The following is a 26,018-nucleotide window of genomic DNA, read 5'->3' as shown; positions in this document are numbered from 1 at the left end:
TATAATTAAATTAATTTTAATATAGTTTAACACAAATAATCCAATTAAGTTAATTTTAATTTAATTTATTTAAATATAATTTAATAATTATTAAGGAGATTTTCATTATGGAAAATATAGATATTGGTAAAAAAATTGAAAAACAAAGAAAAGAAAAAGGTTTAACTAGTAAAGAACTAGCAAAGATGGCCGATATTACACCATCAATGTTAAGTCAAATTGAGCGCGGGTCCGCTAACCCTTCTATCCAAACATTAAAAGTGCTTGCTAAAGCTCTTGATGTGCCAACATTTAGCTTTTTACTTGAAGATACAAATACAGACGATTTAATTGTACGTTCCCATAAACGAAAGAAAATGATTATTGATAATTTATCATATGAAATGCTTTCACCTGATTTCACTGGAAATTTAGCAACAGCAATTATGACCGTCCCGCCTAATACAGCTTCATCAGAAAATGTGCTAGAACATAAAGGAGAAGAATTAGCATTTGTCTTAGATGGGAAAATCACATTATATTTAAATGAGGAAGAATACGTATTAGAAACTGGCGACAGTGCAAAAATACCTGCTTATTTAAAGCATAAATGGGTGAATCATTTTGAAAAAAACGCGATTGTCTTATTTTCTGTTACTCCGCCGATTTTTTAATATATCAATAAAAACAGGATGATTCTTATAAAATGAGGATTATCCTGTTTTTGTTAAATAAGAAAGTGAAATTTTTGTTAAAAACTTAACAGTTGGACCCAATCCGAACAATCCTCCTAATAACATATTTACAAGTGAAACTATCCCTCCCATTGATGCTAACGTATCATGAGTCAGATTCATCCCACCACTACCAGAGGCACTTGTAATATTCACATAAAAATAAGAAATACGAAAAAAATTAATTAATTTTTCAGAATTTTGTTGAAAAATATGGTAAAATCACTCTTATACTTCTTCTATTTTGCTATTATAGAAATAATTAAATTAGGATACTTTTATCGAATGGGGGAATATATAATGAGTGTGTTATTAAAAGGGCATGAACAGATTGTCAACGAATTAAACATTTTATATCAAGTAATGGTAGCGGAGCAATTAATTGAAGCGAAACAATTAAAAGAAAAAATAGAGAAACAGATTAATAAAATTGAAGCTGATTAAAATCTATCGCTTTACTACTCCCTACTAAACTTTAAATATAAGGTCCTAACCGATTGGACAAACATTAAGTATGATACTTTTAGTCAAATTGTTCGTTTAGACAATCCAATAACTGAAGACTTTATTACTTATTATTATCATTTTTTTAAAGCTGAACATGCTACCATTATTGGAAATTATGATGAAGCAAAAAAAGAATACGAAAAAGCTGAATCCCTTTTAAAACATGTACCAGGCGAACTAGAAGAAGCTGAATATAAATATAAATTTGCTATATTTAATCACCATACAAACAAACCACTTACAGCAATCAATTATGCAAATCAAGCTAAAGAGATTTTCTCAAAATATCCACGTTATGAAATTAAAATAGCTCTATGCGAAAACATTTTAGGCTCATGTTCTGTTTATTTAAAACAATTCGAACAAGCCGAAGAGAACTATAATTCAGCAATCAATATTTTACAAAAGCTGAAAGACGATACACTAATCTTAAAAGTTCGAAATAACTTAGGTTGGCTCTACTCTTCTCAAAATCTATCAACCCTTGCTATTAGACATCTTACAATAGTTACAAACAAATTACCTAAACACCTAAAAGCCAATTTTCTACAAGCCAAAGAACATTTTAGTTTAAATGAAAAAGAACTTGCAAACAATTGGGTTCAAAAAGGCTTAGAAATTTGTAATGAATTAAATAATCAAGAATATAAACACCATTTCACTATCTTAAAAACACAACACACTGATATTCTAGATGACTTAGAAAACGCAATCATTGCAGGCACTACATATTTTAACAGTAAAGAATTATACGATTATGTACAAGAATATTACGAATTATTAGCAGTAGAATTTCATAAAGTGAATAAAATAGAGAAATCTCAAAAATATTTTTTCAAAACTTACGAAGCAAAACAAAAATTATTAACTAAGGAGGCACTAAGATAATGAAAAAGATTAGTTTAGCTATTTTAACCTTTACATGCATACTTGCTTTTGGATTTAATAATTTTACTGAAAGTCAACAAGCAAAACAACTTCCAAAATGGGATACAGATAAACAAGAAACACATGCAGACCTATAGAAATCTAAAAACCCCTAATAAAGGGGTTTTTAGATTTCTACAATATAATGATTTAGCATATGATGAAGAAATAGGCTTATAAAAGATAGCCATACAGATACTCTCTGTACATGGCTATCTTTTATTTTTTCGGCACCAACAAAATCCCTAAACTAATAATACAAAAGCTCATTATTTGCTCTGCTGATAGACCAAACAGAACCGAATTTTGTTCACTAACAAACGAAATAATAATATGAGCAAACCCCTCAATAATTAGAAAAACACTTATATTCTTTCCATTTCCGAGCCTTTCATTTTTCATCCATAACAAGCCCATTATACAAAGAGCAAGGCTGATCTCATATACGAAAATAGGGTGATATAAAAGTTTAGATTCATATATTTTCATTCCCCATGGTAGTGTCGTTTGTGCACCTACTTCATGATGTAATAGAAAATAAAAGATAATACTCACACACAGACCAAAAGGCAATGCATCAAGTAAAATACGAAGCGAAAATTGCTCCTTTTTACTTTTCCAAACAATGTATACACTCGCAATCACGCATCCTACTACAATATGTTGCATACTTCCAATAGCTAATATTGCTTGCACTGGTGCCCCAAAAGCCCATACAGGATTTAAAATTGCTGGTGCAAACTTCCATACAAATACGATGATAAGAAAAGCATTTGTTACGGCATCCATCATTTTTTCATATGATACATTTTGATACTTCATCTTTCGTTTCATCAACACAAATCCAAATAGACTTCCAATTATAAGAGATATGGGTTGTAACCTCACGATCCACTCCATCGTCACGAAATCTCCTTTTAATTCTCAATCAATTTCTTAAATTTCTTTTCTAATTGATCTGGTGGTAATACACCTCGTACATGATCTACTATAATTCCATCTTTATTAACAAAAAATGTCGTCGGTAAGGAGAATACTTTATAATCTAGTCCAGCTACTCCGTCCATATCTAATAGAACAGGAAACTCAAACCCATAGCGATTAGCAAATGCGCTTGCTTCTTGTACTGGGTCACTAACAGTTGCATTCACCGCAAAAATTTCAACATCCTTTTTATATTTATCATACATATGAACTAAATCAGGTGCCTCCATTTCACACGGCCCACACCATGATGCCCAAAAATTAATAATATATGGTTTTCCCTTAGCATCATTTAACGACTGCAACTTTCCGTCTAATCCTTTTAATGTGATGCTAGGTGCTTTAAAACCGACTTGTGGTAATACTTCTTTCTCCTGTAACTCTGCTTGTTTCGCTTTTCTTTCCTTCTCTTCTTTCTTTGAATTATAAAAGTTAACCCCCGCCCAAACGAGTGCCCCTACTAATATAATAGCAATTATTTTCTTCACTTTTCTTCCTCCTCATTTTTAAAAACCCGTAAATCCACCGAATAGACGAATAAAGAATGCTGTAATTTTCGTCATTTGATTTGTATACAATAAAATACCCGTTACAATCATCATTCCACCGCCAATTTTCATCATGACATTGGCATATGTAACAATCCATTTTACCTTCCCAATAAAGAACGCCATCACGAAAAATGGAACCGCAAACCCAAGAGTATACGCTGTAATATAAAGAAGTGCCCCTTCAGGATTCGTCGCGCCAAGCATGAGTACAGCTGAAAATATCGGTCCAACACATGGCGTCCAACCCGCTGCATATGTCATACCGACTAAAATCGAGCGAATAAATCCAGTCGATTTACTTCTATACTGCACCTTTTTCTCTGCCATAAGCCACTTAGGCTGAAACAAGCCCGTCATAAATAGCCCCATTAAAACAATAAAAATCCCACCAATTTGTTGAATCAATTTTTGGTTAGATGAAAATGTTATTCCAACCCAACTTACCGATAAACCTAACGCGTAAAATATAACCGAAAATCCGATCATAAAAAATACTGTATGTATAATCGCTGATTTTTGCATAATCCCACGATTTTCTTTTAAATCTTGAATAGACACACCTGTAATATAAGATAAATAAGATGGATATAGCGGTAAAGAGCACGGTGATATAAATGACAATACTCCTGCCCCAGCCACAAGCCAAATTGTTAAATCTGCTGCATTCATTTTATTCCCCCTGAAACACTACAATGAGTAGTGTTTATTCTAAAAAAAAGAGGCTATATGCACTCTCCGACAATAAGTACAACCGACATACAGAATAAACCTACTGTTACATATACCGAATTCGTATGTAACGGGATAGTAAGCTTAACAACCTTTTCATTTAACACTTGCTCGATTCGTAAATTTATTGCTGTTTTTGCAAATAAAGCTGTAACACATCGATTTTCCATTGTCTTTATTTTAATTAATTTTAATAACGCGCTACCTAACTCAAGTGAGGATTCCATTTTTTGCATCGCATATTTATCAGCAGCTAGTTCCTGATACGTATGATATCGCTGTAACAACCCTTTTAATATTGGTATGTACATCATTCCTTCTGCTAATAGCGTAAAACAAAATAATTTTAGCGGATCCCAATTCTTTTGATGATATTCTTCATGGAAAATAATTGCATCCATTTCTTCATCTGAAAATGTTTGAAGCATCCCTTCTGACATGACAACTTTCGGACGAAATAGCCCAATTGTAAATGCCGCAACTTCCGTAGTCGGCAATATATATATTTGTTTTCCTTTTCGGATGAAAGGGATAAGTACTTTTTGTAATTTTTTACTATAGAAAAATTGTCGCCAAATTCTTTTGCACACGATTAATACAGTAAGTAATAATAATCCAGCGATTATTATACGAATCAGCGATAATTCTTTCATATGTTTTTCTAACTGGAACAAGCAAAATTTTGAAAGAAGGAACATCTTATTTTGAAACAGAAATGGATATGTAACGTAATACAGTAACAAGCTGAAAAAGAGGGTACTAACAATTACTGCTAACAATACGATTTTACGCATTTGCCATTTCATTTCATTAATCCTCTTTTTTTAACTGACTCAATTTGTCTTCTAACTTTTTTATTAAAGTCGGATCAGCCTGCTCTAACTCATCTAACATATGATTTACAACTAAATCTCCAAATTCCCCCATCAATTCCTGTGTCATTTTCTTCGTTTGATTGGATAAGAATTCTTCTTTCGTTTGTACAGCACGATATATGCCACTTCTTTTCACAGTCTGTTTTTCTAAGTGTAATTTCTCTACTAACCTGTTCATAACTGTCATAACAGTGTTAAAATTCACAGGTGATTCTTCACTTAATTTCTGCTGCACTTCTTTAATCGTAATACCATCGCTAGACCAAACAATCTCCATAATTTTTGCTTCAAGCGGTCCAAAGAAATGATTTAACCCGTGCTCATTTAACTTATAGTTTTGAGTAAACATTGTACAACTCCTTTCACACTACGAATTGTAGTATAAATTAAATGAAAGGTCAAACGTAAATGATATATACGAAAATTAACTACCTATAAATACATAGGCTATTCCATTCATTTTAAACCTAATTTTTCTCCAAATGTATCAAAAAGGTACTGCTCTAATATTTGTACACTAAACTTCTCATTACGCCCAAGGGCAAATAATTCCCGATCTTTCGCTACGATAGTATCTAACGGAATAACTACATTATCCACTATTTTTACAATTTCGATTATATTACTTTTCACATTCACTTCTGTTTTAAATTCAACGTTTTCTAACACTATATGTGAACGTCTTCCTGATGCAAAAAAAGTAAAATTAGGATTTTTAACAACGCCAATTTCAGTCTCTAACGCATATAAATAGTGAAAAATTACATCTCTATGTCCATCTTTTATTATTTTTTCATCCTTCTCATCGTCTAAGTATTCTTTCAGCTTCGTTGTAAATTCAAATCGAAAATCCACTTTTTTCACGCTCCTTCTTTGTATTTCATATTAAATAAATATATTGAAATAATTTTACCATATTGTAATACAACTTCCTATTAAAAGTAAAAACTGTTTTAGAAAATCGCTATTATTTCCGATACCCTTTTAAAATATAAGTATAAATTCAATATGAACGAATGCGTCATTATATCTATTTAAACATATTTTTTCCATATTTTGAAACATTAGTATGAAATATTATATATCAATGAATGGTTTCTAATGCATTGGTATATATAGTCAGTAGTTTCTTTACTATTCCGATATACTTAAGCTATATTTTCTAATTATTGATTACATTACGGAAGGAATGTAACTCTCTTCTATCGAATTTTTATATAACAAAAATGATTAGGTGGTGCTTTACTATGAAATTAGCTGTCATTGGTGGCGGTGATTTACAAGATTCAAATCACTTGCCTATTAATGAACGCCTTATAGAATTAACAAATAAACAGTACCCAAAAATATTGTTTATTCCAACGGCTAGTCATGATGATGAAAGCTATATAAAATTATTTTTAGACACGTTTGAAAAACAATTACATTGTGAAGTACAAATTTTACGTACTACAACAGATTCACCTTCTAAGTATGAAATAGACGAGATGATTCATTCAGCCGATTTAATTTATCTAGGTGGCGGGAACTATATTCACATGCTTACGCAATGGAAAGAACATAGACTCGATGAAAAATTATTATTGGCTCTGCAACAAGGAACACTTATTGCTGGTTATAGCGCTGGTGCTATGTGTTGGTTCACGTCTAGTATCCGATCAGATTATGAAGGTTCTGGTTATATAGAAAGTAACGGATGGGGGATTGTTAATAAAAGATTTTGTCCACATTATAATCAATTAAACAGAATGAACGCCTTCCATTCCTTTTTACAAAATCATCAAGGGAATATAGAAGGAATTGCACTCGAGGATAATTGCGCTTTATATATTACAGAAGAATCCTTTGAGATTATCGGTGAACCGGAAAAAGCGTGGGAGTTTTATATGAGTGATAAAACACTCATTAGACAACATTTTGATATCACTTTAAAAAGCTATTTGTAAACCTGCACTTACGAAAAAATGTCCCTAAGTCTAATAACTTAGGGACATTTTTTCTATTTAACTAACTAATCGTGTAATTCGTTTCTTTTGCCATGAAAGCTTATAATATGCATACTGTAATATTAAGCTGACAATAAATGCTGCTGGATACCCGATCCAGATGCCTTCTATTCCAAGACTTGTATGGTAAGAAAGATAATATGCTACGGGTACTTCTACAAGCCAAATTGAAACAACTCCAATAACAGTTGGCCAAAGTACTGTACCGCTCGCTCGCATTGTCGCACTAATAATTTGTGCATGACCGAAAATTAAATAACTCCATAAAGTAATCATAACTAAGCTATGAGCAATTTCAATTGTAGTTTGACTCGTTAAAAATAGTGATAAGATGTCTCTTGAGAATAAGTAAATAAGAGATATTAACACACCACCGATGACGTAGTTCATAATAATTCCAGCCTTCACAACTTTCTGCAATCGATCAAATTGATTCGCACCAATCGATTGTGCCGCAAAAATGGAAACTGTAATACCAAGGCTAACTGCTGGCATTTGTACATAACTTGCAACTTGATTCACAACGCCGTAAGCAGCTGTTGCATCCGAACCGTAACGATTTACAAATGCGATTACGGCAATCTCAGATAATGATACTAATATCATATTTATACTTGCTGGTATACCGAGCCTTAGCAATAGCTTTAATAACTCCCCATCCATTCGAAGGTATTTTCTAACCGTGCCATCTAGTTGTAATGGGTGATTTTTCTTCTTTAAATACACAAGCATGACAATAAACGTAATAACTGTAGATATAACAGATGCATAGGCCGCTCCATACACATCTAATTTCGGAGCTCCTAACCATCCAAAAATAAGAACTGGTAATAAAATCATATTTAGCGCTGTACTTACAATTAAAAAGTAAAATGGCGTTTTAGAATCTCCTGTACCTCTCATAAATGTTGTATATGCGAAATATAAAAATAATACTGGCATCGATATAAATAAAATCCGTGCATAATGTACACTTATTTCAATAATATTTTCTGGCGTTCCCATTAGACGCATAATATCCATCGCAAAAATACTGCCTATTATCGCCAACACAACTCCAATAATAAAGGTAAACGTCAACGTCGTACCAACGATAGCTTTTAAACGATCTTCGTTTTTAGCACCAAACGCCTGACCAATTAAAATAGAGCTTCCTGAACCGATACCAATTACAAATGAAACGAGCAAGAAAAATAATGGGAAGAATGCTGATATAGCCGCTAAATCATTAACTCCAAGCCATCTTCCTACTACTACCATACCAAATAATTGTCCAACTGATTGTAGTACATTACTTAATAATAACGGTACTAAAAACATCGACATCGATTTCCAAATCGGTTTACTCTCACTTTCCAACTTATGTGACTCCGCACCTTCTTTATTGTTATCTGCAGGTGGTTTCAAATTTCATTTCTCCTTTTATTAAACATCTATTTTCAATCTCTATCTCTTTTTATAGTTGTTATAATACTGTGCTTCTATTCATTTTCTTTTCGTATAATTATAACTTCACCCAATATTGACTTCCATCGGCTGTTCGATCTAAAAATCCATATTCGATTAAATATCTTCTTAATGTTACAAAATCAGGGTATACATTTTCTATCACTGTATTTACTTCTTTTTCAGTATACTTTTTATTACTATCAAACTTCTTCACTAAATGGCGCAATATAATTAATTTACGCTTTTGTTTCTTCGGAAATTTAGAGAGAGGTCCATCTAATCCTTCTGTAAAATGAGCTTTTAATACTTCATCATTTTCTTCTTCCGTAATATTGTATCGATCATCCACCATCGTTGCTGTTCTATGAATTGGCACAAATTTCGTTTGTACTTTTGATTTTTCTTCTGATAATTCCATTAGCGCTAAAAATACTTTTGCTTGCTTCATTTTCTCTCGCAGTGTAAATCGATGATTACGAATTGTTGATGTACTTCCGCCATCCATTTCTTTTACAATTTCTTTATCATTCAGTCCCATATGGAAAAACTGAACCATTTTCTTTTGTAAATCCGTTAAACCAGTAAATTTCTTATCCATATTTAACAAATAATCAAACATAGACGTATGCTCATTTTGAATATGCAATTGGACGAACTTCTCTGCTTCATACAAAATTTGGTTATCTTGATAAATAACACCTTTAATAAATGTTTCACCACAAGCTAAGCAAATGTACTCCTCTTTTTCTTCATCAAACACATACCCTTTCTTTAATTCCTCTATTGACGCATCCCAAAACTTCTCTGAAATATCACTCATACTAAACACTCCTTTAAAATGTTTACTTAAAACCAAACAAATCAACATAACGTTTATTAACACTTCACCATCTTATCACAACGCAAACAAACATTTCAATGTTTCGTTTACCCATTTTATAAACTTTTATAAAAACATCTAACAAAAGGGTTTAATACAAAGAAAAGCGAATATGTTTATACAAATTCATTTTATAGGATGTGAAATAGAACATAAATATTCTTCAAGACCCTTAGTTTACCGTTAAACAAATTGCACAGAATACATATGCGATTAGTGAATATGGAACTGGTATTCACTAATTCCAAAACTTCAGTATTCAATTTTAACTACAAAAAAGATGTTTTCGTATAAGAAAACATCCTTTACTTTTTATATATTCTATTTACAGTCTCTACTAAAACCTTACTTGCTTGTACAAATGTATGCTTTCGATTTCTATCTTCAACAAATTTATTAGCACAACTACTCATAATCATCATACAACTAATTATGACTAACGCTATCTTTCTATTCTTGTAAGTCACTTCATGCCACTCCACTATTACAAAACTTCTTTTGAATTTATCCCATCAAGAAATTTTACATGAATAATAAAACGTGTGAATATGCAATTCTGCATATTCACACGTTTTATCACAATGTTATGATTTAATTTAGTTAAAGAACAAGTATACCGAGGTGACTAACTTGAAGTTTAAAGCGAAAAAAAATCCATTCCACGTCATTTTCATTACATTATTTATAATTATTTTTTTCGTTTCGTTATTCTTCCAAAATGAAAATTCTATTTTTTTCACTCTCATGATGCTATTAAATATCGTGAACCTTTCTTCATTCTATTTCTCTCACTACAACGTAACGGAATCATCTCTTGTTGTAAAACACGGTTTCATACTTCGTACTGAAATCCCATTTAAAGACATTCGCCATATTAAGTACTCTGGCAAAAAACTTCGTTCAAAAAAATGGACTAGGCAACAATTAGAAATTAATTATAATTTATTTGACTCAGTGACCACTTTCGTACCACAAGAAGAAGAAAAATTCATTTCACTCTTAAAAGAGAACTGCCCACAGATGAAAGTAATGAATACGCCTGCTAACAAATAATATATTTTGAAGCTTGCATTATTGCAAGTAGATGAAACTTAAAAATGAACATCAAAAAAGCCAAGATTCTATACTAAAAATCTTGGCTTTTTCTATTACTCTTTTGGAGCAATCATTTTCTTTGGATCTACAATTTCATTAAATTGCTCTTCTGTTAGTAGTCCAGATTGCAACGCTGCTTCTTTTAAAGTTAATCCTTCTTTATGAGCATGCTTCGCAATTTTCGCTGCATTTTCATATCCGATATGTGGGTTTAGCGCTGTTACAAGCATTAGTGAACGATTCACATTTTCATTAATTACTTCTTCATCTGCTTCAATACCAACTGCACAATTGTCATTAAACGAAACAATTGCATCCGCTAATAAGTGAGCTGATTGTAAGAAGTTATAAGCAATAACAGGTTTAAATACATTTAACTCAAAGTTACCTTGGCTCGCAGCAAATCCGATTGTTGCATCATTCCCCATCACTTGCGCTACAACCATCGTTAATGCTTCACTTTGCGTTGGATTTACTTTACCAGGCATAATAGAGCTCCCTGGTTCATTTGCTGGAATAATAATCTCTCCAAGACCACTACGTGGACCACTTGCAAGCCAACGTACATCGTTAGCAATCTTCATTAGATCCGCAGCTAATGCTTTTAATGCACCGTGAGTATATACAACTTCATCATGGCTCGTTAATGCATGGAACTTATTTGGTGCAGAAACAAATTGTTTACCTGTAAATTGACTAATTTCCTCTGATACCATCTCACCAAATTTAGGATGAGCATTAATACCTGTTCCAACCGCAGTTCCACCAATTGCTAACTCTTTCATATATGTATTGCTCTCTGCAATCATACGCTCTGTTTTTTCAAGCATACGGTGCCATCCGCTAATTTCTTGCCCTAAAGTTAACGGCGTTGCATCTTGTAAATGTGTACGACCAATTTTTATAATATGTTCAAATGCAGTTACTTTTTCTGCTAAAGTTTCTTTTAATTTCGTAATTGCTGGTAATACGTGATTTTCTACTGCGATTACACAAGCTACATGAAGCGCCGTTGGAAATGTATCATTTGAACTTTGTGACATGTTCACATCATCATTCGGATGAATATGTACGTCAGATCCCTTCTCTTTCAAAATTTGATTCCCACGATTTGCAATTACTTCATTCACATTCATGTTTGACTGTGTACCACTACCTGTTTGCCATACGACAAGCGGAAAATGTTCATTCCATTTCCCTGCAATCACTTCATCCGCAGCTTCTACAATTGCTTCTGCTTTTTCTTCTGATAGCTTTCCTAATTTTTGATTGCTAAGCGCTGCACTCTTCTTTAAAATTGCAAATGCTTTTACAATTTCAAGCGGCATTTGCTCTGTTCCAATTGGAAAGTTTTCTTTACTACGTTGTGTTTGTGCTGCCCATAATTTATCAGCTGGAACTTTTATTTCTCCTAATGTATCTCTTTCAATTCTGTACTCCATGTTTTCATCCCCTTGAAAATATAATACCTACATCTCTTATAATAACAGACTTTCTCTTAAATGATAAGAATTCTCACTCTTATATATAGATATTCTATATTTATTTAAAAAAATTCCTCTTGACCTAAACTTAAGTTTAGGCTGTATCCTTTCCATTGTAACCTACTATAACACTACTGGAGGAATTCAATATGAAAAAATATGCTTTTATAACAGGTGCGAATAAAGGAATTGGATATGAACTTGTTCGTCAATTAGCAGAAAAAGATTACCACGTATTTTTAGGTGCTCGTAATGAACAACTTGGACAACAAGCCGTAGAATCTTTAAATGTTTCAAACGTTTCCTATATTCAAGTAGATATTTCAAATTCACAATCCATTCAAGAAGCAACAAAGAAAATTTACGAAACGACTGACCACTTACATTTATTAATTAATAACGCAGGCATAGCGCTAGACTTCAATACGCTACCTAGTGAATTAAATATTGAAAATTTACGCCAAGGATTTGAAGTTAACTTTTTTGGAACTTTCCAAATGATGCAAGCCTTTTTACCATTATTAAAGAAATCAAGCAACAGTAAAATCATAAATGTAACAACTGACATGGCCTCACTAACAATGTTTGCTAATGGTGAAACACATCCAATTAATACACTAGGATATAATTCTTCCAAAACAGCTATTAATGCTTTAACATTAGCTTTTAGTAAAGAATTTGCCACTAACGGTCCAGAAGTATTTGGAGTAACTCCTGGTTTTACAACTACGGATCTTAATGGAAATTCCCCCGGTGGCCATACAACCACTGAAAGTGCTAAAATTATTATTAAATATGCATTAAGTGAAACAAACCATAATGGTAAAATATTTAACAAAGATGGCATTATACCTTGGTAATAAAAGGATGAATGATATGTATTATACAATTGGGCAAGTCGCCAAAATGCAACACTTAACTATTTCTCAAATACGTTATTACGATAAACAAGGACTGTTTCCTTTTCTGCAAAGAAACGAAAAAGGAGATCGAGTTTTTGATGAAGAAGCACTGAAATATTTAGAGATGATTTTGTGTTTAAAAAACACTGGTATGCCAATTCAAAAAATAAAACAATTTATCGACTGGTCTATGGAAGGAGAATCTACCATCCTTCAAAGGTTAGAATTAATGAAACAACAGGAGACCAATGTCTTACAGCTCATTCAAGACACTGAAAAAAACTTAAAAAAGATACAACAAAAAATTGCTAAATATGAGAATGAAATAACTTCAGAAAATGCTATTAAAAAATAAAAAAATCACCTTCTACATATTGTAGAAGGTGATTTTTATTTTATGATGCTTGCTTTCCTTTATCTGCACCATCTACATACCAGATGAATTTGCCTGTATATCCGTAAATAACTGCTAAAATTAACGATACGAAGCTTAACCACATAAACGGAACGTATGAGAACGTTGCTACACCTAAAATACCAGCCATAAAAATACCATTATCAGACCATGGAACCATACCTGAAGTTAACGTTCCACCTACTTCTGAGTTACGTGCTAATACACGACGGTCTATTTTTAATTTATCATAGCTATCTTCCATAATTTTTGGTGTTAAAATTAGTGATACATACATCGCACAACCAAATATATTAGCTAAGAATGCCACGATTAATGTAGACAATGTTACATTACCTGCAGAATTTAATTTCTTCTCAAATTTTGATACGATTACTTTTAAAACACCTAGTTTTTCAAGTAATCCACCAAATCCTAAACCGAAAATAATAACGGCTACTGAGCCAAGCATGCCGTTAATTCCACCACGGTTTAATAACTTGTCAACAAACTCAACACCAGATTGAATTGAGAATCCGTTATAAGCTGTTCCAATCGCCTCTCCAAAGTTCATCCCTTGGAAAAGAGTTGCCCAAATTGCACCAATTAAAGCTCCCATTGCAATTGTTGGCATAGACGGTTTCTTCATCGCTAATAGAACGATAACAATGACCGCTGGAATAAGCATCCATATTTTAATATCAAATTGCTTTAATAAAGCTTCTTTTAAAAATTCTACTCGATTCAAATCTACATTATCGCCGCCATACATCCAACCAGCTACAGTAAACATAATACTAGTAATAATATAAGCCGGAACATCTAATACGAGCATAGCTCGAACGTGAGCAATAACATCTACTTTCGCCATAGAAGCTGCAAGAACTGTGCTATCAGAAAGTGGTGATAATTTGTCGCCGAAATAAGCTCCTGAAAGAACTGCACCAGCAACAAGCGGAAGTGGTAAACCAAGTCCTTCACCAATCGCCATCATAGCAATACCTGCTGTTCCCACTGTTCCCCAAGACGTTCCTGTTGCGATAGAAGTTATAGAACAAATAATTAATGTTGCTAATAGGAATATGCTAGGGTGAATAAATTCTAATCCATAATAGATTAATGTTGGTACTACCCCACCAGCAATCCATGTTCCAATTAAAGCACCTACTGCAACTAAAATCAGTATTGCTTCTAATCCGTTAGAAATCCCTTTCGTAATTGCATCTTGCAATTCTTGATAACGAAATCCTAATCTTAATCCAAGCGCAATTACTAAAAACCATGAAATAAATAGCGCTAATTGAATTGGGAGATCAAAAATCGTTTGGAAGGAAAAGACAACAGCAAGAAATAGTAATAAAAGAACTATGATTTCTAGCATCGATGGTAATCTTACACTTTTCATTTTTTTCTCTCCTTACAAGTCGATAACATGACGTATGTCGTCTTACATGTATGTAATATACAATTAGCGAAGACAAAACAAAATTTTCATATTATTTCGATTTATTTTTCCAGTATAATATATTCACAACCCTTTCTATTGTAAAAGTAGATTACGTTTTTCGCAATGAAAAATATAAAAAATGTTGTATTTTTATTTATCCCGATATTTTCGGTCAATAAGACCCTTGTATCAAAATTTAGTAAGTGCAAAGTACCTAGTTAAGAAATTAACTACTGTAAAATCCCGGATTGATATGAACGTATTAAAGCTTTATTTTATTTACAAGGAACAATCCCATACTAACTTTTTTAATATTTGCTGCAACAAAACTTTTTACAACTATCTTAACTTTTTAATTCACACCATTATTTTCTACATAAAAAATAGGGCACACATCATAAAAATGATGCATGCCCTACCTTTATTTATACATATTTTGTATTTCTTCTTTATTTTTAAGTATTTCTTCAAACTTATCACTACAACCCTTCGGAAATAACACTCCCAGTCCATATGAATGCGCAAATTGAAAATGAGGGTACTTCGCTTTTACCTCATCCCAAAACTTATATACGCCGAAATCACCACTTCTAACTTCAATATCATGAAATAATACAATACCGTTTTTCGCGACTTTCGGTAGCCATGTATTATAATCGTGAGAAACAGCTTCATACGTATGATAGCCATCAATATGCAAAAGATTTATCGTTTCATCTTGAAACCGGTCTACAGCATCATCAAAAGTAGATCGAATTAAATTTCCTATATTAAGGTAGTTATCACTCACTACTTTTTCTACTATTTGAAAAACTCCTTCTCCATATGGACCTGTATGCCCATCTCCAGCCCAAGTATCTACTGCAAAGCATTTAGTCGATAACCCTCCATCTTTTACTCCTTGACAAAAACTGAAGAAAGAAGCACCTAGATGTGTACCTAACTCAACTAAAGTTTCTGGTTTTTCAAATCGTACTAAGTCATATGCAAAATCTAAATGTCCACTCCACGCAGATTGTGACCGAATAATAGGACTAAATGTTTCAAATTCAAATGATGGTTTATGAGTAACCCAGTTCATCGCATAACTCCTTCTGCACATATTTTTAACAAACCAAATTACTCTTATCTTTATTTTTTTATCGCCTTGATTATGATTCTATTTCATGAAAATATGAAGAATTTATTCTTTTCTATTAAGGTAAAGCATCATATACATATGGGTCAGTTGGCTTATTAATTTTCTCGATTTTGTTTACTTTTACAAGTGGAAAGACTGTTCCTTTATATGTCGTTTCATCTAATAATCCTGTTATTTTCACCCATGTTTCTTCTGGAGTTTTTTCAATATTTTTCCCGGTAACAATCATCCCCCAGACTGATGCATCCGCAATACAACAAGTTATACCATATCGAGCCACTACTGCTTTATTACCCGTCACATCTTTATCCTTATATATAAACCCTAAAAATGTAATTTCTTTTCCTTTAAACCAATTAACATTTTGACCAATTACATTCATTGTTTGAACATAGTCCTTATCCTTTACTTGTAGTTTACGCTGTCCTAACATACTTTTTACTACTTGCTCTTCCGTTTTATAAGTCGTTGATAAATTTGATGTTTCTTCTGGATCAACGGATACTTCTCGCCCATCAAAATTAACCTGTTCCCCCTCTTTTTCATTCCTTTCCAGACTTCTCGCCTGTACACTTTGATTCATACCCCTTTTTCCTGCTAAACTTCCATCAATTGTTACACTTCCAAAGAGAAAAGCACTAACTATCGGAACAACAAATAAAACATATACAAAGAAACTTTTTATCCCTGATTTTGATGTTGTATGATGTTTACAACAATTACAATCATGCTGTTTCTCTCTTCCATCTCCCCAAACTTGTACAGTACCAAAAATTAAAATTACTACAAAAGCTATATACGTAAATTTGATCATTTTTGGAGCGATAAAATTATAAATATTACCTGTTACAAGTAGTTTAAATAAGAGCATTGCTAAACCAATTAAAATAATGCCACGAATATAGCGATGATATGCCTTCTGCTCCTCTTTCTCCATTCTTTCTCACCTCCTATAACATTATGATTTGCAGGATGGTATACACAGATACAATCACAATTCCCATCAAAAAGAATACAAATCTCTTTTGAAAATATGCAAATAGCATTAACGTATTTTTCATATCAAGCATAGGCCCAAACACAAGAAATGCGAGAAGTGCCTTTACCGAGAAAACATGTCCAAAAGACGCCGCTATAAAAGCATCGGCTGCAGAGCAAATTGATAAAACATAACCAAACCCCATCATAATAACGGGAGCAATTACTTCGTTATGTGCTACTGCATCCAGTACATTCCGATCAAAAAACGTTTGAAATACACTTGCTAAAAAAGCACCAATCAATAAATACTTACCAGTATCAAAAAACTCATCTACAATATGATTCATAACATCTTTCCAACTTTTTTTATTGCTTGTTTGAACTGAAACCTCTACGTCTTTTAAAACATTTCTTTCGCGATAGCAATAATACACAATTAGACCTATGAATAGAGCAACTAAAATTGTTATCCCAAAGCGTGCATATACTACGTAATCATTTTTTGGAAACGCATATACAGTAGATAAAAGAACAACTGGATTCATAATGGGTGCACTCAGTAAAATAACAATGCCTACATGAAGTGGTAACCCCTTTTGAATGAGCCTTCTTACAATTGGTATAATGACACATTCACACATTGGAAAAAGAACTCCCACAAATATTGCTGGAATCATTGCAACAATCGGAGATTTCGGCAGTACTTTTTGAATCATATCTTCCGTCACAAACACTTGAATACATGAAGAAACAACTACCCCTAATAGAATAAAGGGTATTGCTTCAAAAATGATACTTAAAAATACTGTATTCACATTCAACCATTCCTGTGGCATATTTTTGTGCAAATTTGCTAGACTTGTAAAATCTACAAAAAATAATAAAAAGAGAAACATAGCGATAAGAGCTATGCCTACTAATTCTTTTGAAACTCTATTAAAGACCAAGCTTCTCGCCTCCATTTTATTTATATGTAAACATGCGCTTGTCCAAATGCTCCATACTACAGCACAAATTTTATAGTCTATTTCTATTCTTAAATCGTAATCATTATGATTTATTCTTGCTTTTTCTTTTCCCATCGTTTAACATAAAACGTAATCATTACGATTTAAAGGAGAGATCATTTCATGAAAAAAGTACCTATCACTGTATTGAGTGGTTTTTTAGGATCCGGAAAAACTACCTTACTACATCACATTTTGACTAATAAGAATAACTTAAAAGTAGCTGTCATCGTTAATGACATGAGCGAAGTAAACATTGATGCATCTCTTATAAAAAAGGGTGGTTTTTCACGTACGGAGGAAAAACTAGTAGAAATTCAAAATGGCTGTATTTGTTGTACACTACGAGAAGATTTAATGATAGAAGTGAATCGTCTTGTTGAAAATGGTGATATTGACTATATTATTATTGAATCTTCTGGTATAAGTGAGCCTATTCCAGTTGCTCAAACATTTACTTATACAGACGAAGTTCTTAACATTGATTTAACGAAAAATTGTCGCCTCGATACGATGGTTACAGTTGTAGATGCAAATAGGTTTTGGGATGATTTTGCAGACGGAGAAAGTTTATTAGACCGAAAACAAGCAATCGATGAGAATGATACCCGGGAAGTTATTGATTTATTAATAGATCAAATTGAGTTTGCAAACGTAATTATTCTTAATAAAATAGATTTGCTAGAAAAAGAAGATGTGATAGAGCTTCATCATTTACTAAAAAAATTAAATCCTAATGCAAAAATTCTTGAAGCTTCGTTTAGCAAAGTACCATTACAAGAAATTTTAAACACAAATCTATTTAATTATGAAGAAGCTAGTCAATCGGCCGGCTGGATACAAGAATTAAATAGTGAACATCATACACCGGAAACGGAAGAATACAGTATCAATTCCTTTGTTTACCGTCGCAAATATCCTTTCCATCCCGAGCGCCTTATGAATTGGCTAGAAAAATGGCCTTTAGATGTTGTAAGAGCGAAAGGATTCTTCTGGCTCGCATCTCGTAATAATATGATAGGGCTTCTATCTCAAGCAGGTTCCTCTATTACAATTCAAGGAGCCGGTGAATGGATAGCCGCATTACCTGAAACTGAAAGAAATCAAATGATTGCAGAAGAACCAGAAGTATTAAAAAACTGGGACGAGCGATATGGAGATCGAATAACTGAGCTCGTATTTATCGGTATTGATATGAATCGTTCTGTGATTGAACAATCATTAGATGATTGTCTATTAACAGAAAAGGAAAATGGGACAAAAGTGGAATACATTTATTGATCCTATTCCGGCTTTTACTTATACTTCATAATAATTAATAAAAGGCTTCAGTAGAATGAAGCCTTTTTATTTTATAGCACTCTTATTTAATAGGTTTGCTTTAATTATAAATACAACTGTACCTAAAACAATTAATATAGCATATATGATACTAACTACATCACCTATTTTTTCTAAGCTAAGCGGTAATATTATAGTAGCAACTCCGACTATATAAGAAAATGCTCCTGAAAGCTTCGCTAATTTATTTTTATCTCCAACAAACGTTTCTTCTTGATATCCTGCTAACAAAAACAACCTCTTTTTCACATGTATTTGATACACTAAAAAAATGATAAGTAACCCAACAAATAAACAAACTAAAAATCCAGCTAACATATACTCCCCCTCCTCTACAATATTTTACTATACACAAAAAACAAATTAGAAATTTCAGTTTATTAACGAGTCATTCTGTGATATATTGCATATTGTATTCAATTTATATTTTTAGAAAGGAGAATTTTAGATCATATGGATTCAAATCGATTAAAAGGAATTATAATGGTCATAATCGGTGCTTGTTTATGGGGCTTGTCTGGTACAGCTGCACAACAACTTTTTCAATATGACAATGTTTCAACCGAATGGTTAGTTACGATCCGTTTACTTATATCTGGAATTATTTTGCTCATGATTTCCTCATTCGGAACGAGAAAAAAAGAGATATTTGGCATTTGGAAACAAAAATCTGATGCTATTAAAATGATTTTGTTTGGTCTATTCGGTATGCTTGCTGTACAGTATACGTATTTCGCTTCAATTAAAGAAGGAAATGCTGCCGTGGCAACATTATTACAATATTTAGCTCCTATATTCATCACTGTATACTTACTTTTCAAATGGAACGTTCGTCCATCAAAAATTGATTTCATTTCAATTACCCTTTCATTAGTAGGCACTTTTCTCTTACTAACAAACGGGTCTGTTCATAACTTGGCTGTTTCTACACCAGCTATTATTTGGGGTATTTTATCTGGATTATCTCTCGCTTTTTATAGTTTATATTCAAAGGAATTGTTAGAAAAATGGTCTTCCTCCGTTATCGTTGGATGGGGCATGATTATTGGGGGTATTGGTGTAACGATTGTACACTTTATTTCTACAAACGAATTCATTTTATTATCAACTATGAAATATGTAAAACTAAGTACCCTACCGCTCATCACATTTGTCGTCATTTTCGGAACACTTATTGCCTTTTATTTATACTTAGACAGCATAAGATACCTGACTCCGAAAGAAACAACATTATTTGGTTGCACAGAACCACTCGCAGCTATTATTTCTTCTGTACTTATATTGCACGTGCCATTTCAATCTTTTCAGTTATTAGGCGCTTTTTGTGTCATTGTAATGGTGCTCATCTTAAGCCAAAAGCCGGATGAAGGGAAAGAAAAATTAAAGCTTGTTCATGCAAAAAAGGAAAATATACAATGAAAGGATTGAATTCACTATGCCTGTCCCTCAAAATTATAAAAAACCAGGAAGAATTTCAGCAAAATCACTCGTTTTAAATCAACTACAGAATTGGATTATTGAAGGTGTACTGAAGCCCAATGAAAAAATTAATGATGGGGAATTGGCTGAGGCACTAGGAGTAAGCAGAACACCTGTAAGGGAAGCACTTCAAATATTAGAGCTTTCTGGATTAGTGGAAATGGTACCAGGGCAAAAAACGAAAATTGCTCCTATTAAGTTAGACGACGTATCTATCATTTATGAAACGATGGCTGGTCTTCACTCTATTATAGGAAAACAAGCTCTTCAAAACATTACAGACGCTGATATTCAACTACTTTCTGAAATAAATGATCATTTTCAGCATTCTATAGAGAAAAAAAACGCAAAACAAGCTTTAGAATTAGATATACAATTCCACAATACAATTTCTTCTATTGCTAAAAATCAATATATTGAACCCTTTCTAGAAAATATGCAACTTCACGTTTTACGTCTTGAATATTTGTTTTTCCAAAACTTTGTTCCAGCAAGTCAATCTATTGAAGAACATCACTCTATCATTCAAGCATTGCAGAAGCAGGACGAAAAACAAATGGAACAAATAATGACTCAAAACTGGCTCCGTCCCATGAAAGAAATACAAAAAATAATTTCTACGAAATAAAAAGAGAGCTGGTTACACAAAATCGTAACCAGCTCTCCTTTTACTAATCTATATAGCTACGCCTGAATATTCGCATAATCTTCCATATCTTCGTACTCTTTTTCCAATTCCTCTAAAGACAGCTCGTATAATTGTCGGTCGCGAATCTTAAACACACCTGCTCCAATTAACTCATCAATTAAATGCCTCTTACGATTTTCAACAGCAAAACGGAGTTGACTACTCATCTTTTAAAAAACTCCTTTCTACGATCATTGAAAATGATAATCTTTATCAATTACCACTTTTGATTATAAAAGATGACTCTTTATAAGTAAAGTAATTTCATGAAATATTTACCTTGCAAAGTATTTGTGGCCACATTATATATATGTATGCCGTGCGAAAAATGTTATGACACTTTTTCTTATCCTTTTTCTTTCATACTTTGCAAGTTGTCTCATCATGATTAAATTCACCATCTATTTCTACTTGAATGGTGACATGTTCTACATGAAATTTCTCCTTTAATACATACGTAGCCTCTTTTAATACACTTTGCGTTTCATTCCCTTTAATAATAAGATGACATGTTAATACTTGAAAATCTGATGTGACAGACCATATGTGCAAATCATGAACTTCTTTGACAATCGGAATATTTAATAACGTACTTTTTACCTCTTCAACATTTATGTGCTGTGGTGCACCTTCCATTAATATATGAACCGTATCACGTGTTACACGCCATCCACTAATAATGACTAAAATAGACACAAGAATACTAGCAATCGCATCTGCAGCAGTCCATCCGAAAAATTTAATAAGTAACGCAGCAATAATCGCTCCGACGGAACCCAATAGATCGCCTAGTACGTGCAGGAAAGCACTTCTTAAATTCAAATTACCTTTCACATCTCCGCCTCTCATTAATATCCAAGCTGATAAAATATTAATAAGCAGACCAAGTACAGCAATAATGAGCATCCCATTACTAGCAATCTCAACTGGCTCTTTAAAACGGCGAATTGCTTCAATAAAAATGTATACTGAAATGACAATAAGAACGACACCGTTACATAATGCCGCTAACATTTCGACTCGCTTATATCCATATGTTTTTGCAGTTGTTGCTGTTTTTTCTCCAAGCTTAAACGCAAGTAAACTTAGCGCTAACGATACCGCATCACTTAGCATATGCCCCGCGTCAGATAGTAGTGCTAAGCTATTTGTTACAAATCCACCAATAACTTCTGCAATCATAAAACTTGTTGTTAGTAGGAAGGCAATTAGTAACGCCTTTTTATTTTTTGAATGACCATGATCATGCGAATGTCCCATACTTATACTCCTTTAAGTACAATATCTGTATGTTAGTATGAAACAAACTCCCCATCTTTATCCCGAATCGACTGATTGTAAACGCCCGCTTCCTCTGTATACACACTTCGCTATTTTTTAGACAATCCCTTTTTCTCAAATAAAACAAGACTACTTCTTTTTTATTTTCATATTGTTTACTAATGAAAGAATTTTAAGGAGGTTACTTAAATGAAACGTTTATTTCTCTGTATGGAACGTGAACTTGTTGTAGTGAAAGAACAATATGATAACTATGAAACGACTTACCACTTACAAAATATGCAACCTACCTGTATCGCTGTTGATCCGTTCCACCCAAACCGTGTATATTGCGGAACATTTGGACGAGGTCTATGGTTAAGTGACGATAGCGGGGATTCATGGAGACCAATTGGAGATTCTTATCGTTACTTTGATTTCCCTAAAGAAGATGGTATTTTACACTCCTCTATCACTTCCATAACAATAAGCTCAAATGAACAAGTGAACGGATATGGGGTCGTTTATGTCGGCACAGAACCGAGCGCTTTATTTCGCTCTGAAAATGGTGGTGAAACGTGGACTGAACTTAAAAATATGAAATCATTATTATCTTCTTATACGTGGGCTTTCCCGCCTAGACCTTTTACCCATCACGTACGCTGGATTACAGTTGATCCAAACAACCCTAATACAATACACGTTTCAATCGAAGCTGGTGCTGTTATTCAAAGTAATGATAAAGGGCATACATGGATTGATAAAAAATTCGGTGCTCCTATCGATGCTCATCAATTACTTATGCACCCTGAAGCACCAAATCGTCTTTATGCATCATGTGGTGACGGATTTATGGGCGGACCTGATCGTGCTTATCTTGAAAGTTATAACAATGGAAACAGCTGGATCCCATGTAGTGAAGGACTTGAACATCATTATTTATACAGCATGGCAATTGATCCAGCTGATTGTAATACGATTCTAGTTTCTGCCGCGCCAAGTGCTGATCTGGCTCATCACCGTATCCCTTATGAATCTTATATTTATCGAAAAACGAAAGATACTCCGTTCCAGCAAGTACAACAAGGACTACCATCTGCAATCGGTACAGTCATTTCGATGTTTGCGACAAACAAGGCTGAACCACATACGTTTTACACGTTAAATAACAATGGCGTCTTTCAATCCAATGATAGCGGCGAATCGTGGGAACAACTAAATATTCCGTGGAAAGATGAATATAAAACGCAGCATCCGCATGCATTGCTCGTTACTAGTTCTTAACGAAAAAAAGACTGCCTAAATGGTTTTAGGCAGTCTCTTTTTTATTTCTTTAAATCAATGACAATATCATCTAACACAATATCTTTACTCTTCGCTTCTTTTTTCGGCACTTCTATTTTCTTCTCTTTCCCATTCACATACTCTACTCCACCATGATTTTCAGGTGTATGTACTCGCAAGTGCACGCGAGGTGTAACGATAAGCTTTGTTGCATTTTCGTTTAGTTTTTGGAAGGTGGCACTCCAATGGATATTGTAAGGATCGTTGCCACTTCCCCCATTTCCTTCACCCGAATAAATATTCCCTAAATCATCCTTAACCGTCAATTCAACATCTACACTATCCCATTCTTTCCTCGCGCCCTTAGAAACCTCTTGATTGTAATAAAGAATAAATGAAACTGGCGATATTGCGACCTTTTCCATATTTGCTTTTATACCTTCTTTTTCCGAACTCCCACCAATTGTTCTCTCTTTACTATCCACTGATTTTACAGTTAAGGCGAAATTCCAATTACCTTGTATTGATTTTTTCCTATCTGGCATCTCTATTCTCTCTATATTCCATCTAAAGTTTACTTTGTCCTTTTTATTGCTATCATGATGCGTCGTTGTTACCATACCTACATACTTTTTTTCATTAACTTTAGTCATTTTACCACTGCCTGAACTACCATGAGCGTCCATTATATCCAATCCACCTAATATGATAGGATCCTCCCCTAAGTCCTGCTCACTTTCCAGTGAATACGTTATAGATAATGTTCTGCCATCAGAAATTACATCATTAATGGTAACCTTAACTCCATTACTCTCTCTCGTCATATTCAACTCAGTCGAAAATTCTTTATAATTTTCATATAACCCTGTTCTACCATTATCTAAAAATCGGAATATATCACCTACAATTGGCAATCCCCCCGCATATGTAGGAAATCCGATACCGAGTGTTGCAACTGATAATCCTACTAAAATAGATGCAGCAGCGACACCTTTTTCCCAACTTTTCATCTTTTTCTTCGTACGTATCGATTGTTTTACATTTCGTTTTACTTTTTCCTTTTCAATTTCAGAAGCCTCAATTTCTTCTAGTTCTTTTTCATCTATATCAATATCATTTAATAGTTCATAAATGTCTTTCATATCGCACTACCTCCAAAACTAATATTCGTAGCATTTTGTTGTAGTTTCTTTTTCCCCCGGTACACTCGATTATCAATTGCTGCCCGAGTTAATCCTAACTTGTCACCTATTTCCTCTGTCTTCATACCAAGTAAATATTTCATAATGAACACCTTTTGATCTAGCGGTTCTAATTGATTAATGAGCTTCAATAATTCTTCCCTATCTTCCATAACGATTAATTCGTCTTCTGCTGATTTTTCTGTACTGATATGAAACTCATCTGAAATGATTTCTACTGTTTTAGTCGATTTCCGGTAATAATCAATTGCTTTAAACTTCGCAATCGCTGCAATCCACTTTTTAAAATCGCTCGGCTCTCCATGAAATTTATTTGCGTTATTCCAAATGGAAAGAAATATATCGTTTATACATTCCTCTATGAGTCCATCATTTTGAATTGGAAGTAGAACTTTATGCGTGATTCCCTTTATGAGTGGTAAGTATGTATCGACAACAAATTCTAACGCGTCTTCTTTTTGCCGTTGTAATCTTTTTATAAAATTTTTCTCATTTGATTTCATGTAGCGATTCCCCTTATTGTTTTGTAAAAGCTTTTACACCCTATATAACGTCTGAGAAAATTTTTTCTCTCATCTTTTTTATTTTTTGTATGTAATGGAATACTTTTCCTTAGCCATTGTCTCACATAACTATGCGTTCAAAGAAAATTTTCTCAAGTCTACAATTTGGTTCATGTAGTACACTATTTA

Annotated in this window: 29 protein-coding genes and 2 pseudogenes; 11 read left to right on the top strand and 20 right to left on the bottom strand. The window is 33.2% G+C overall.

Translation table 11 applies throughout. The annotated features are described in order from the left end of the window. The first annotated feature begins 107 nt into the window (after positions 1-107). Positions 108-653, top strand: coding sequence for a helix-turn-helix domain-containing protein (locus N2V79_RS08925; protein ID WP_098975786.1), 546 nt, complete (start codon positions 108-110; stop codon positions 651-653). A gap of 39 nt (positions 654-692) precedes the next feature. Here the strand turns inward: N2V79_RS08925 and N2V79_RS08920 are convergent, their stop codons facing one another. Next, positions 693-869 carry a hypothetical protein gene (locus tag N2V79_RS08920; RefSeq protein ID WP_061660324.1) on the bottom strand — a complete coding sequence of 59 codons (177 nt, stop codon included), beginning with the start codon at positions 867-869 and terminating at the stop codon, positions 693-695. A gap of 144 nt (positions 870-1,013) precedes the next feature. Between N2V79_RS08920 and N2V79_RS08915 the strand changes: the two are divergent. Both N2V79_RS08915 and N2V79_RS08910 read left to right on the top strand, forming a co-directional pair. Next, positions 1,014-2,108, top strand: a pseudogene (locus N2V79_RS08915) (response regulator aspartate phosphatase). Next, positions 2,108-2,245, top strand: a complete 138-nt coding sequence (locus N2V79_RS08910; RefSeq protein ID WP_000724012.1) for a hypothetical protein — start codon at positions 2,108-2,110, stop codon at positions 2,243-2,245. Before N2V79_RS08915 ends, N2V79_RS08910 begins: the two are co-directional and overlap by 1 nt. A gap of 121 nt (positions 2,246-2,366) precedes the next feature. Here the strand turns inward: N2V79_RS08910 and N2V79_RS08905 are convergent, their stop codons facing one another. The 6 genes from N2V79_RS08905 to N2V79_RS08880 all read right to left on the bottom strand — a co-directional run bounded on the left by N2V79_RS08905 (position 2,367) and on the right by N2V79_RS08880 (position 6,141). Next, positions 2,367-3,047, bottom strand: coding sequence for a prolipoprotein diacylglyceryl transferase family protein (locus N2V79_RS08905; RefSeq protein ID WP_340719783.1), 681 nt, complete (start codon positions 3,045-3,047; stop codon positions 2,367-2,369). 17 nt (positions 3,048-3,064) lie between these two features. Then, positions 3,065-3,619: a TlpA family protein disulfide reductase gene (locus N2V79_RS08900; protein ID WP_000719879.1), complete on the bottom strand. Its 555-nt coding sequence runs from the start codon at positions 3,617-3,619 to the stop codon at positions 3,065-3,067. An 18-nt stretch (positions 3,620-3,637) separates the two neighbouring features. Further along, entirely contained in the window at positions 3,638-4,351 is a 714-nt protein-coding gene (gene ccdA / locus N2V79_RS08895; protein WP_340719782.1) for a cytochrome c-type biogenesis protein CcdA, read from the bottom strand. 53 nt (positions 4,352-4,404) lie between these two features. Continuing rightward, on the bottom strand, positions 4,405-5,217 hold the full coding sequence (locus tag N2V79_RS08890) for a M56 family metallopeptidase (protein WP_065228601.1): 813 nt from the start codon (positions 5,215-5,217) through the stop codon (positions 4,405-4,407). A 4-nt stretch (positions 5,218-5,221) separates the two neighbouring features. Continuing rightward, positions 5,222-5,635, bottom strand: a complete 414-nt coding sequence (locus N2V79_RS08885) for a BlaI/MecI/CopY family transcriptional regulator (protein ID WP_000495052.1) — start codon at positions 5,633-5,635, stop codon at positions 5,222-5,224. 107 nt (positions 5,636-5,742) lie between these two features. Then, on the bottom strand, positions 5,743-6,141 hold the full coding sequence (locus N2V79_RS08880) for a DUF3942 family protein (RefSeq protein WP_000347529.1): 399 nt from the start codon (positions 6,139-6,141) through the stop codon (positions 5,743-5,745). A 392-nt stretch (positions 6,142-6,533) separates the two neighbouring features. On the opposite strand from N2V79_RS08880, the gene N2V79_RS08875 reads away from it, so the two are divergent. Further along, a complete protein-coding gene (locus N2V79_RS08875; protein WP_000762116.1) occupies positions 6,534-7,232 on the top strand; it encodes a peptidase E in 699 nt (232 codons plus the stop codon). Between the two features lie 57 nt (positions 7,233-7,289). Here N2V79_RS08875 and N2V79_RS08870 read toward each other — a convergent pair whose 3' ends face one another. The 3 genes from N2V79_RS08870 to N2V79_RS08860 all read right to left on the bottom strand — a co-directional run bounded on the left by N2V79_RS08870 (position 7,290) and on the right by N2V79_RS08860 (position 10,088). Beyond that, positions 7,290-8,699 (bottom strand): MATE family efflux transporter, encoded by a 1,410-nt coding sequence (locus N2V79_RS08870; RefSeq protein WP_000804127.1) that lies wholly within the window; start codon positions 8,697-8,699, stop codon positions 7,290-7,292. A 97-nt stretch (positions 8,700-8,796) separates the two neighbouring features. Beyond that, positions 8,797-9,561: a DUF2087 domain-containing protein gene (locus N2V79_RS08865; protein ID WP_001280271.1), complete on the bottom strand. Its 765-nt coding sequence runs from the start codon at positions 9,559-9,561 to the stop codon at positions 8,797-8,799. A 365-nt stretch (positions 9,562-9,926) separates the two neighbouring features. After that, entirely contained in the window at positions 9,927-10,088 is a 162-nt protein-coding gene (locus N2V79_RS08860) for a hypothetical protein (RefSeq protein ID WP_000221432.1), read from the bottom strand. 163 nt (positions 10,089-10,251) lie between these two features. Between N2V79_RS08860 and N2V79_RS08855 the strand changes: the two genes are divergently transcribed. Next, a complete protein-coding gene (locus N2V79_RS08855) occupies positions 10,252-10,674 on the top strand; it encodes a PH domain-containing protein (protein WP_000669072.1) in 423 nt (140 codons plus the stop codon). A 95-nt stretch (positions 10,675-10,769) separates the two neighbouring features. On the opposite strand, the gene fumC is transcribed toward N2V79_RS08855, so the two are convergent. Further along, complete coding sequence (gene fumC / locus N2V79_RS08850) at positions 10,770-12,158, bottom strand: class II fumarate hydratase (protein WP_053564799.1); 1,389 nt, start codon at positions 12,156-12,158, stop codon at positions 10,770-10,772. 191 nt (positions 12,159-12,349) lie between these two features. Here fumC and N2V79_RS08845 point away from each other — a divergent pair, with 191 nt between their 5' ends. Beyond that, positions 12,350-13,060, top strand: a complete 711-nt coding sequence (locus tag N2V79_RS08845) for an SDR family NAD(P)-dependent oxidoreductase (protein ID WP_340719781.1) — start codon at positions 12,350-12,352, stop codon at positions 13,058-13,060. A 16-nt stretch (positions 13,061-13,076) separates the two neighbouring features. Then, on the top strand, positions 13,077-13,457 hold the full coding sequence (locus tag N2V79_RS08840; protein ID WP_002153132.1) for a MerR family transcriptional regulator: 381 nt from the start codon (positions 13,077-13,079) through the stop codon (positions 13,455-13,457). A gap of 40 nt (positions 13,458-13,497) precedes the next feature. Here N2V79_RS08840 and nhaC read toward each other — a convergent pair whose 3' ends face one another. From nhaC to N2V79_RS08820, 4 genes are all read right to left on the bottom strand, one after another. Continuing rightward, positions 13,498-14,901, bottom strand: coding sequence for a Na+/H+ antiporter NhaC (nhaC, locus tag N2V79_RS08835; RefSeq protein ID WP_069355368.1), 1,404 nt, complete (start codon positions 14,899-14,901; stop codon positions 13,498-13,500). Between the two features lie 463 nt (positions 14,902-15,364). Then, positions 15,365-16,024 carry a class I SAM-dependent methyltransferase gene (locus N2V79_RS08830; RefSeq protein ID WP_001104670.1) on the bottom strand — a complete coding sequence of 220 codons (660 nt, stop codon included), beginning with the start codon at positions 16,022-16,024 and terminating at the stop codon, positions 15,365-15,367. Positions 16,025-16,139: 115 nt separating this feature from the next. After that, on the bottom strand, positions 16,140-17,021 hold the full coding sequence (locus tag N2V79_RS08825) for a TIGR03943 family putative permease subunit (RefSeq protein ID WP_053564801.1): 882 nt from the start codon (positions 17,019-17,021) through the stop codon (positions 16,140-16,142). Between the two features lie 13 nt (positions 17,022-17,034). After that, complete coding sequence (locus N2V79_RS08820; RefSeq protein WP_180233376.1) at positions 17,035-18,027, bottom strand: permease; 993 nt, start codon at positions 18,025-18,027, stop codon at positions 17,035-17,037. 168 nt (positions 18,028-18,195) lie between these two features. Between N2V79_RS08820 and N2V79_RS08815 the strand changes: the two are divergent. Continuing rightward, a pseudogene (locus N2V79_RS08815) lies at positions 18,196-19,384 on the top strand (GTP-binding protein). A 35-nt stretch (positions 19,385-19,419) separates the two neighbouring features. Here the strand turns inward: N2V79_RS08815 and N2V79_RS08810 are convergent. Next, positions 19,420-19,731, bottom strand: a complete 312-nt coding sequence (locus tag N2V79_RS08810) for a DUF3784 domain-containing protein (protein ID WP_053564804.1) — start codon at positions 19,729-19,731, stop codon at positions 19,420-19,422. A gap of 135 nt (positions 19,732-19,866) precedes the next feature. Between N2V79_RS08810 and N2V79_RS08805 the strand changes: the two genes are divergently transcribed. Continuing rightward, entirely contained in the window at positions 19,867-20,832 is a 966-nt protein-coding gene (locus tag N2V79_RS08805) for a DMT family transporter (RefSeq protein WP_053564805.1), read from the top strand. Between the two features lie 16 nt (positions 20,833-20,848). Next, on the top strand, positions 20,849-21,520 hold the full coding sequence (locus tag N2V79_RS08800; RefSeq protein WP_002023787.1) for a GntR family transcriptional regulator: 672 nt from the start codon (positions 20,849-20,851) through the stop codon (positions 21,518-21,520). A 56-nt stretch (positions 21,521-21,576) separates the two neighbouring features. Here N2V79_RS08800 and fbpA read toward each other — a convergent pair whose 3' ends face one another. Both fbpA and N2V79_RS08790 read right to left on the bottom strand, forming a co-directional pair. After that, positions 21,577-21,747, bottom strand: coding sequence for a Fur-regulated basic protein FbpA (gene fbpA, locus N2V79_RS08795; RefSeq protein ID WP_000098302.1), 171 nt, complete (start codon positions 21,745-21,747; stop codon positions 21,577-21,579). A gap of 193 nt (positions 21,748-21,940) precedes the next feature. Further along, on the bottom strand, positions 21,941-22,840 hold the full coding sequence (locus tag N2V79_RS08790; RefSeq protein WP_069355366.1) for a cation diffusion facilitator family transporter: 900 nt from the start codon (positions 22,838-22,840) through the stop codon (positions 21,941-21,943). Positions 22,841-23,050: 210 nt separating this feature from the next. On the opposite strand from N2V79_RS08790, the gene N2V79_RS08785 reads away from it, so the two are divergent. Then, positions 23,051-24,124: a WD40/YVTN/BNR-like repeat-containing protein gene (locus N2V79_RS08785; protein WP_078401033.1), complete on the top strand. Its 1,074-nt coding sequence runs from the start codon at positions 23,051-23,053 to the stop codon at positions 24,122-24,124. 41 nt (positions 24,125-24,165) lie between these two features. Here N2V79_RS08785 and N2V79_RS08780 read toward each other — a convergent pair whose 3' ends face one another. Further along, complete coding sequence (locus tag N2V79_RS08780; protein WP_078401034.1) at positions 24,166-25,266, bottom strand: DUF4179 domain-containing protein; 1,101 nt, start codon at positions 25,264-25,266, stop codon at positions 24,166-24,168. Then, a complete protein-coding gene (locus tag N2V79_RS08775; protein ID WP_000840007.1) occupies positions 25,263-25,829 on the bottom strand; it encodes a sigma-70 family RNA polymerase sigma factor in 567 nt (188 codons plus the stop codon). Before N2V79_RS08775 ends, N2V79_RS08780 begins: the two co-directional genes overlap by 4 nt. Positions 25,830-26,018 lie beyond the last annotated feature (189 nt).

The organism is Bacillus sp. CH_70, assembly GCF_038007045.1.
Classification (GTDB): Bacteria; Bacillota; Bacilli; order Bacillales; family Bacillaceae_G; genus Bacillus_A; species Bacillus_A cereus.
This window is presented reverse-complemented; position numbering and strand designations above follow the sequence as displayed.

What these genes read in the sequence shown, in the direction of transcription:
- N2V79_RS08925 (WP_098975786.1), top strand. Translation starts at nt 108, where the DNA reads ATGGAAAATATAGATATTGGTAAAAAAATTGAAAAACAAAGAAAAGAA.
- N2V79_RS08910 (WP_000724012.1), top strand. Translation starts at nt 2,108, where the DNA reads ATGAAAAAGATTAGTTTAGCTATTTTAACCTTTACATGCATACTTGCT.
- N2V79_RS08905 (WP_340719783.1), bottom strand. Translation starts at nt 3,047, where the DNA reads ATGGAGTGGATCGTGAGGTTACAACCCATATCTCTTATAATTGGAAGT.
- ccdA (WP_340719782.1), bottom strand. Translation starts at nt 4,351, where the DNA reads ATGAATGCAGCAGATTTAACAATTTGGCTTGTGGCTGGGGCAGGAGTA.
- N2V79_RS08890 (WP_065228601.1), bottom strand. Translation starts at nt 5,217, where the DNA reads ATGAAATGGCAAATGCGTAAAATCGTATTGTTAGCAGTAATTGTTAGT.
- N2V79_RS08885 (WP_000495052.1), bottom strand. Translation starts at nt 5,635, where the DNA reads ATGTTTACTCAAAACTATAAGTTAAATGAGCACGGGTTAAATCATTTC.
- N2V79_RS08875 (WP_000762116.1), top strand. Translation starts at nt 6,534, where the DNA reads ATGAAATTAGCTGTCATTGGTGGCGGTGATTTACAAGATTCAAATCAC.
- N2V79_RS08865 (WP_001280271.1), bottom strand. Translation starts at nt 9,561, where the DNA reads ATGAGTGATATTTCAGAGAAGTTTTGGGATGCGTCAATAGAGGAATTA.
- fumC (WP_053564799.1), bottom strand. Translation starts at nt 12,158, where the DNA reads ATGGAGTACAGAATTGAAAGAGATACATTAGGAGAAATAAAAGTTCCA.
- N2V79_RS08845 (WP_340719781.1), top strand. Translation starts at nt 12,350, where the DNA reads ATGAAAAAATATGCTTTTATAACAGGTGCGAATAAAGGAATTGGATAT.
- N2V79_RS08840 (WP_002153132.1), top strand. Translation starts at nt 13,077, where the DNA reads ATGTATTATACAATTGGGCAAGTCGCCAAAATGCAACACTTAACTATT.
- nhaC (WP_069355368.1), bottom strand. Translation starts at nt 14,901, where the DNA reads ATGAAAAGTGTAAGATTACCATCGATGCTAGAAATCATAGTTCTTTTA.
- N2V79_RS08830 (WP_001104670.1), bottom strand. Translation starts at nt 16,024, where the DNA reads ATGAACTGGGTTACTCATAAACCATCATTTGAATTTGAAACATTTAGT.
- N2V79_RS08825 (WP_053564801.1), bottom strand. Translation starts at nt 17,021, where the DNA reads ATGGAGAAAGAGGAGCAGAAGGCATATCATCGCTATATTCGTGGCATT.
- N2V79_RS08820 (WP_180233376.1), bottom strand. Translation starts at nt 18,027, where the DNA reads ATGGAGGCGAGAAGCTTGGTCTTTAATAGAGTTTCAAAAGAATTAGTA.
- N2V79_RS08810 (WP_053564804.1), bottom strand. Translation starts at nt 19,731, where the DNA reads ATGTTAGCTGGATTTTTAGTTTGTTTATTTGTTGGGTTACTTATCATT.
- N2V79_RS08805 (WP_053564805.1), top strand. Translation starts at nt 19,867, where the DNA reads ATGGATTCAAATCGATTAAAAGGAATTATAATGGTCATAATCGGTGCT.
- N2V79_RS08800 (WP_002023787.1), top strand. Translation starts at nt 20,849, where the DNA reads ATGCCTGTCCCTCAAAATTATAAAAAACCAGGAAGAATTTCAGCAAAA.
- fbpA (WP_000098302.1), bottom strand. Translation starts at nt 21,747, where the DNA reads ATGAGTAGTCAACTCCGTTTTGCTGTTGAAAATCGTAAGAGGCATTTA.
- N2V79_RS08790 (WP_069355366.1), bottom strand. Translation starts at nt 22,840, where the DNA reads ATGGGACATTCGCATGATCATGGTCATTCAAAAAATAAAAAGGCGTTA.
- N2V79_RS08785 (WP_078401033.1), top strand. Translation starts at nt 23,051, where the DNA reads ATGAAACGTTTATTTCTCTGTATGGAACGTGAACTTGTTGTAGTGAAA.
- N2V79_RS08780 (WP_078401034.1), bottom strand. Translation starts at nt 25,266, where the DNA reads ATGAAAGACATTTATGAACTATTAAATGATATTGATATAGATGAAAAA.
- N2V79_RS08775 (WP_000840007.1), bottom strand. Translation starts at nt 25,829, where the DNA reads ATGAAATCAAATGAGAAAAATTTTATAAAAAGATTACAACGGCAAAAA.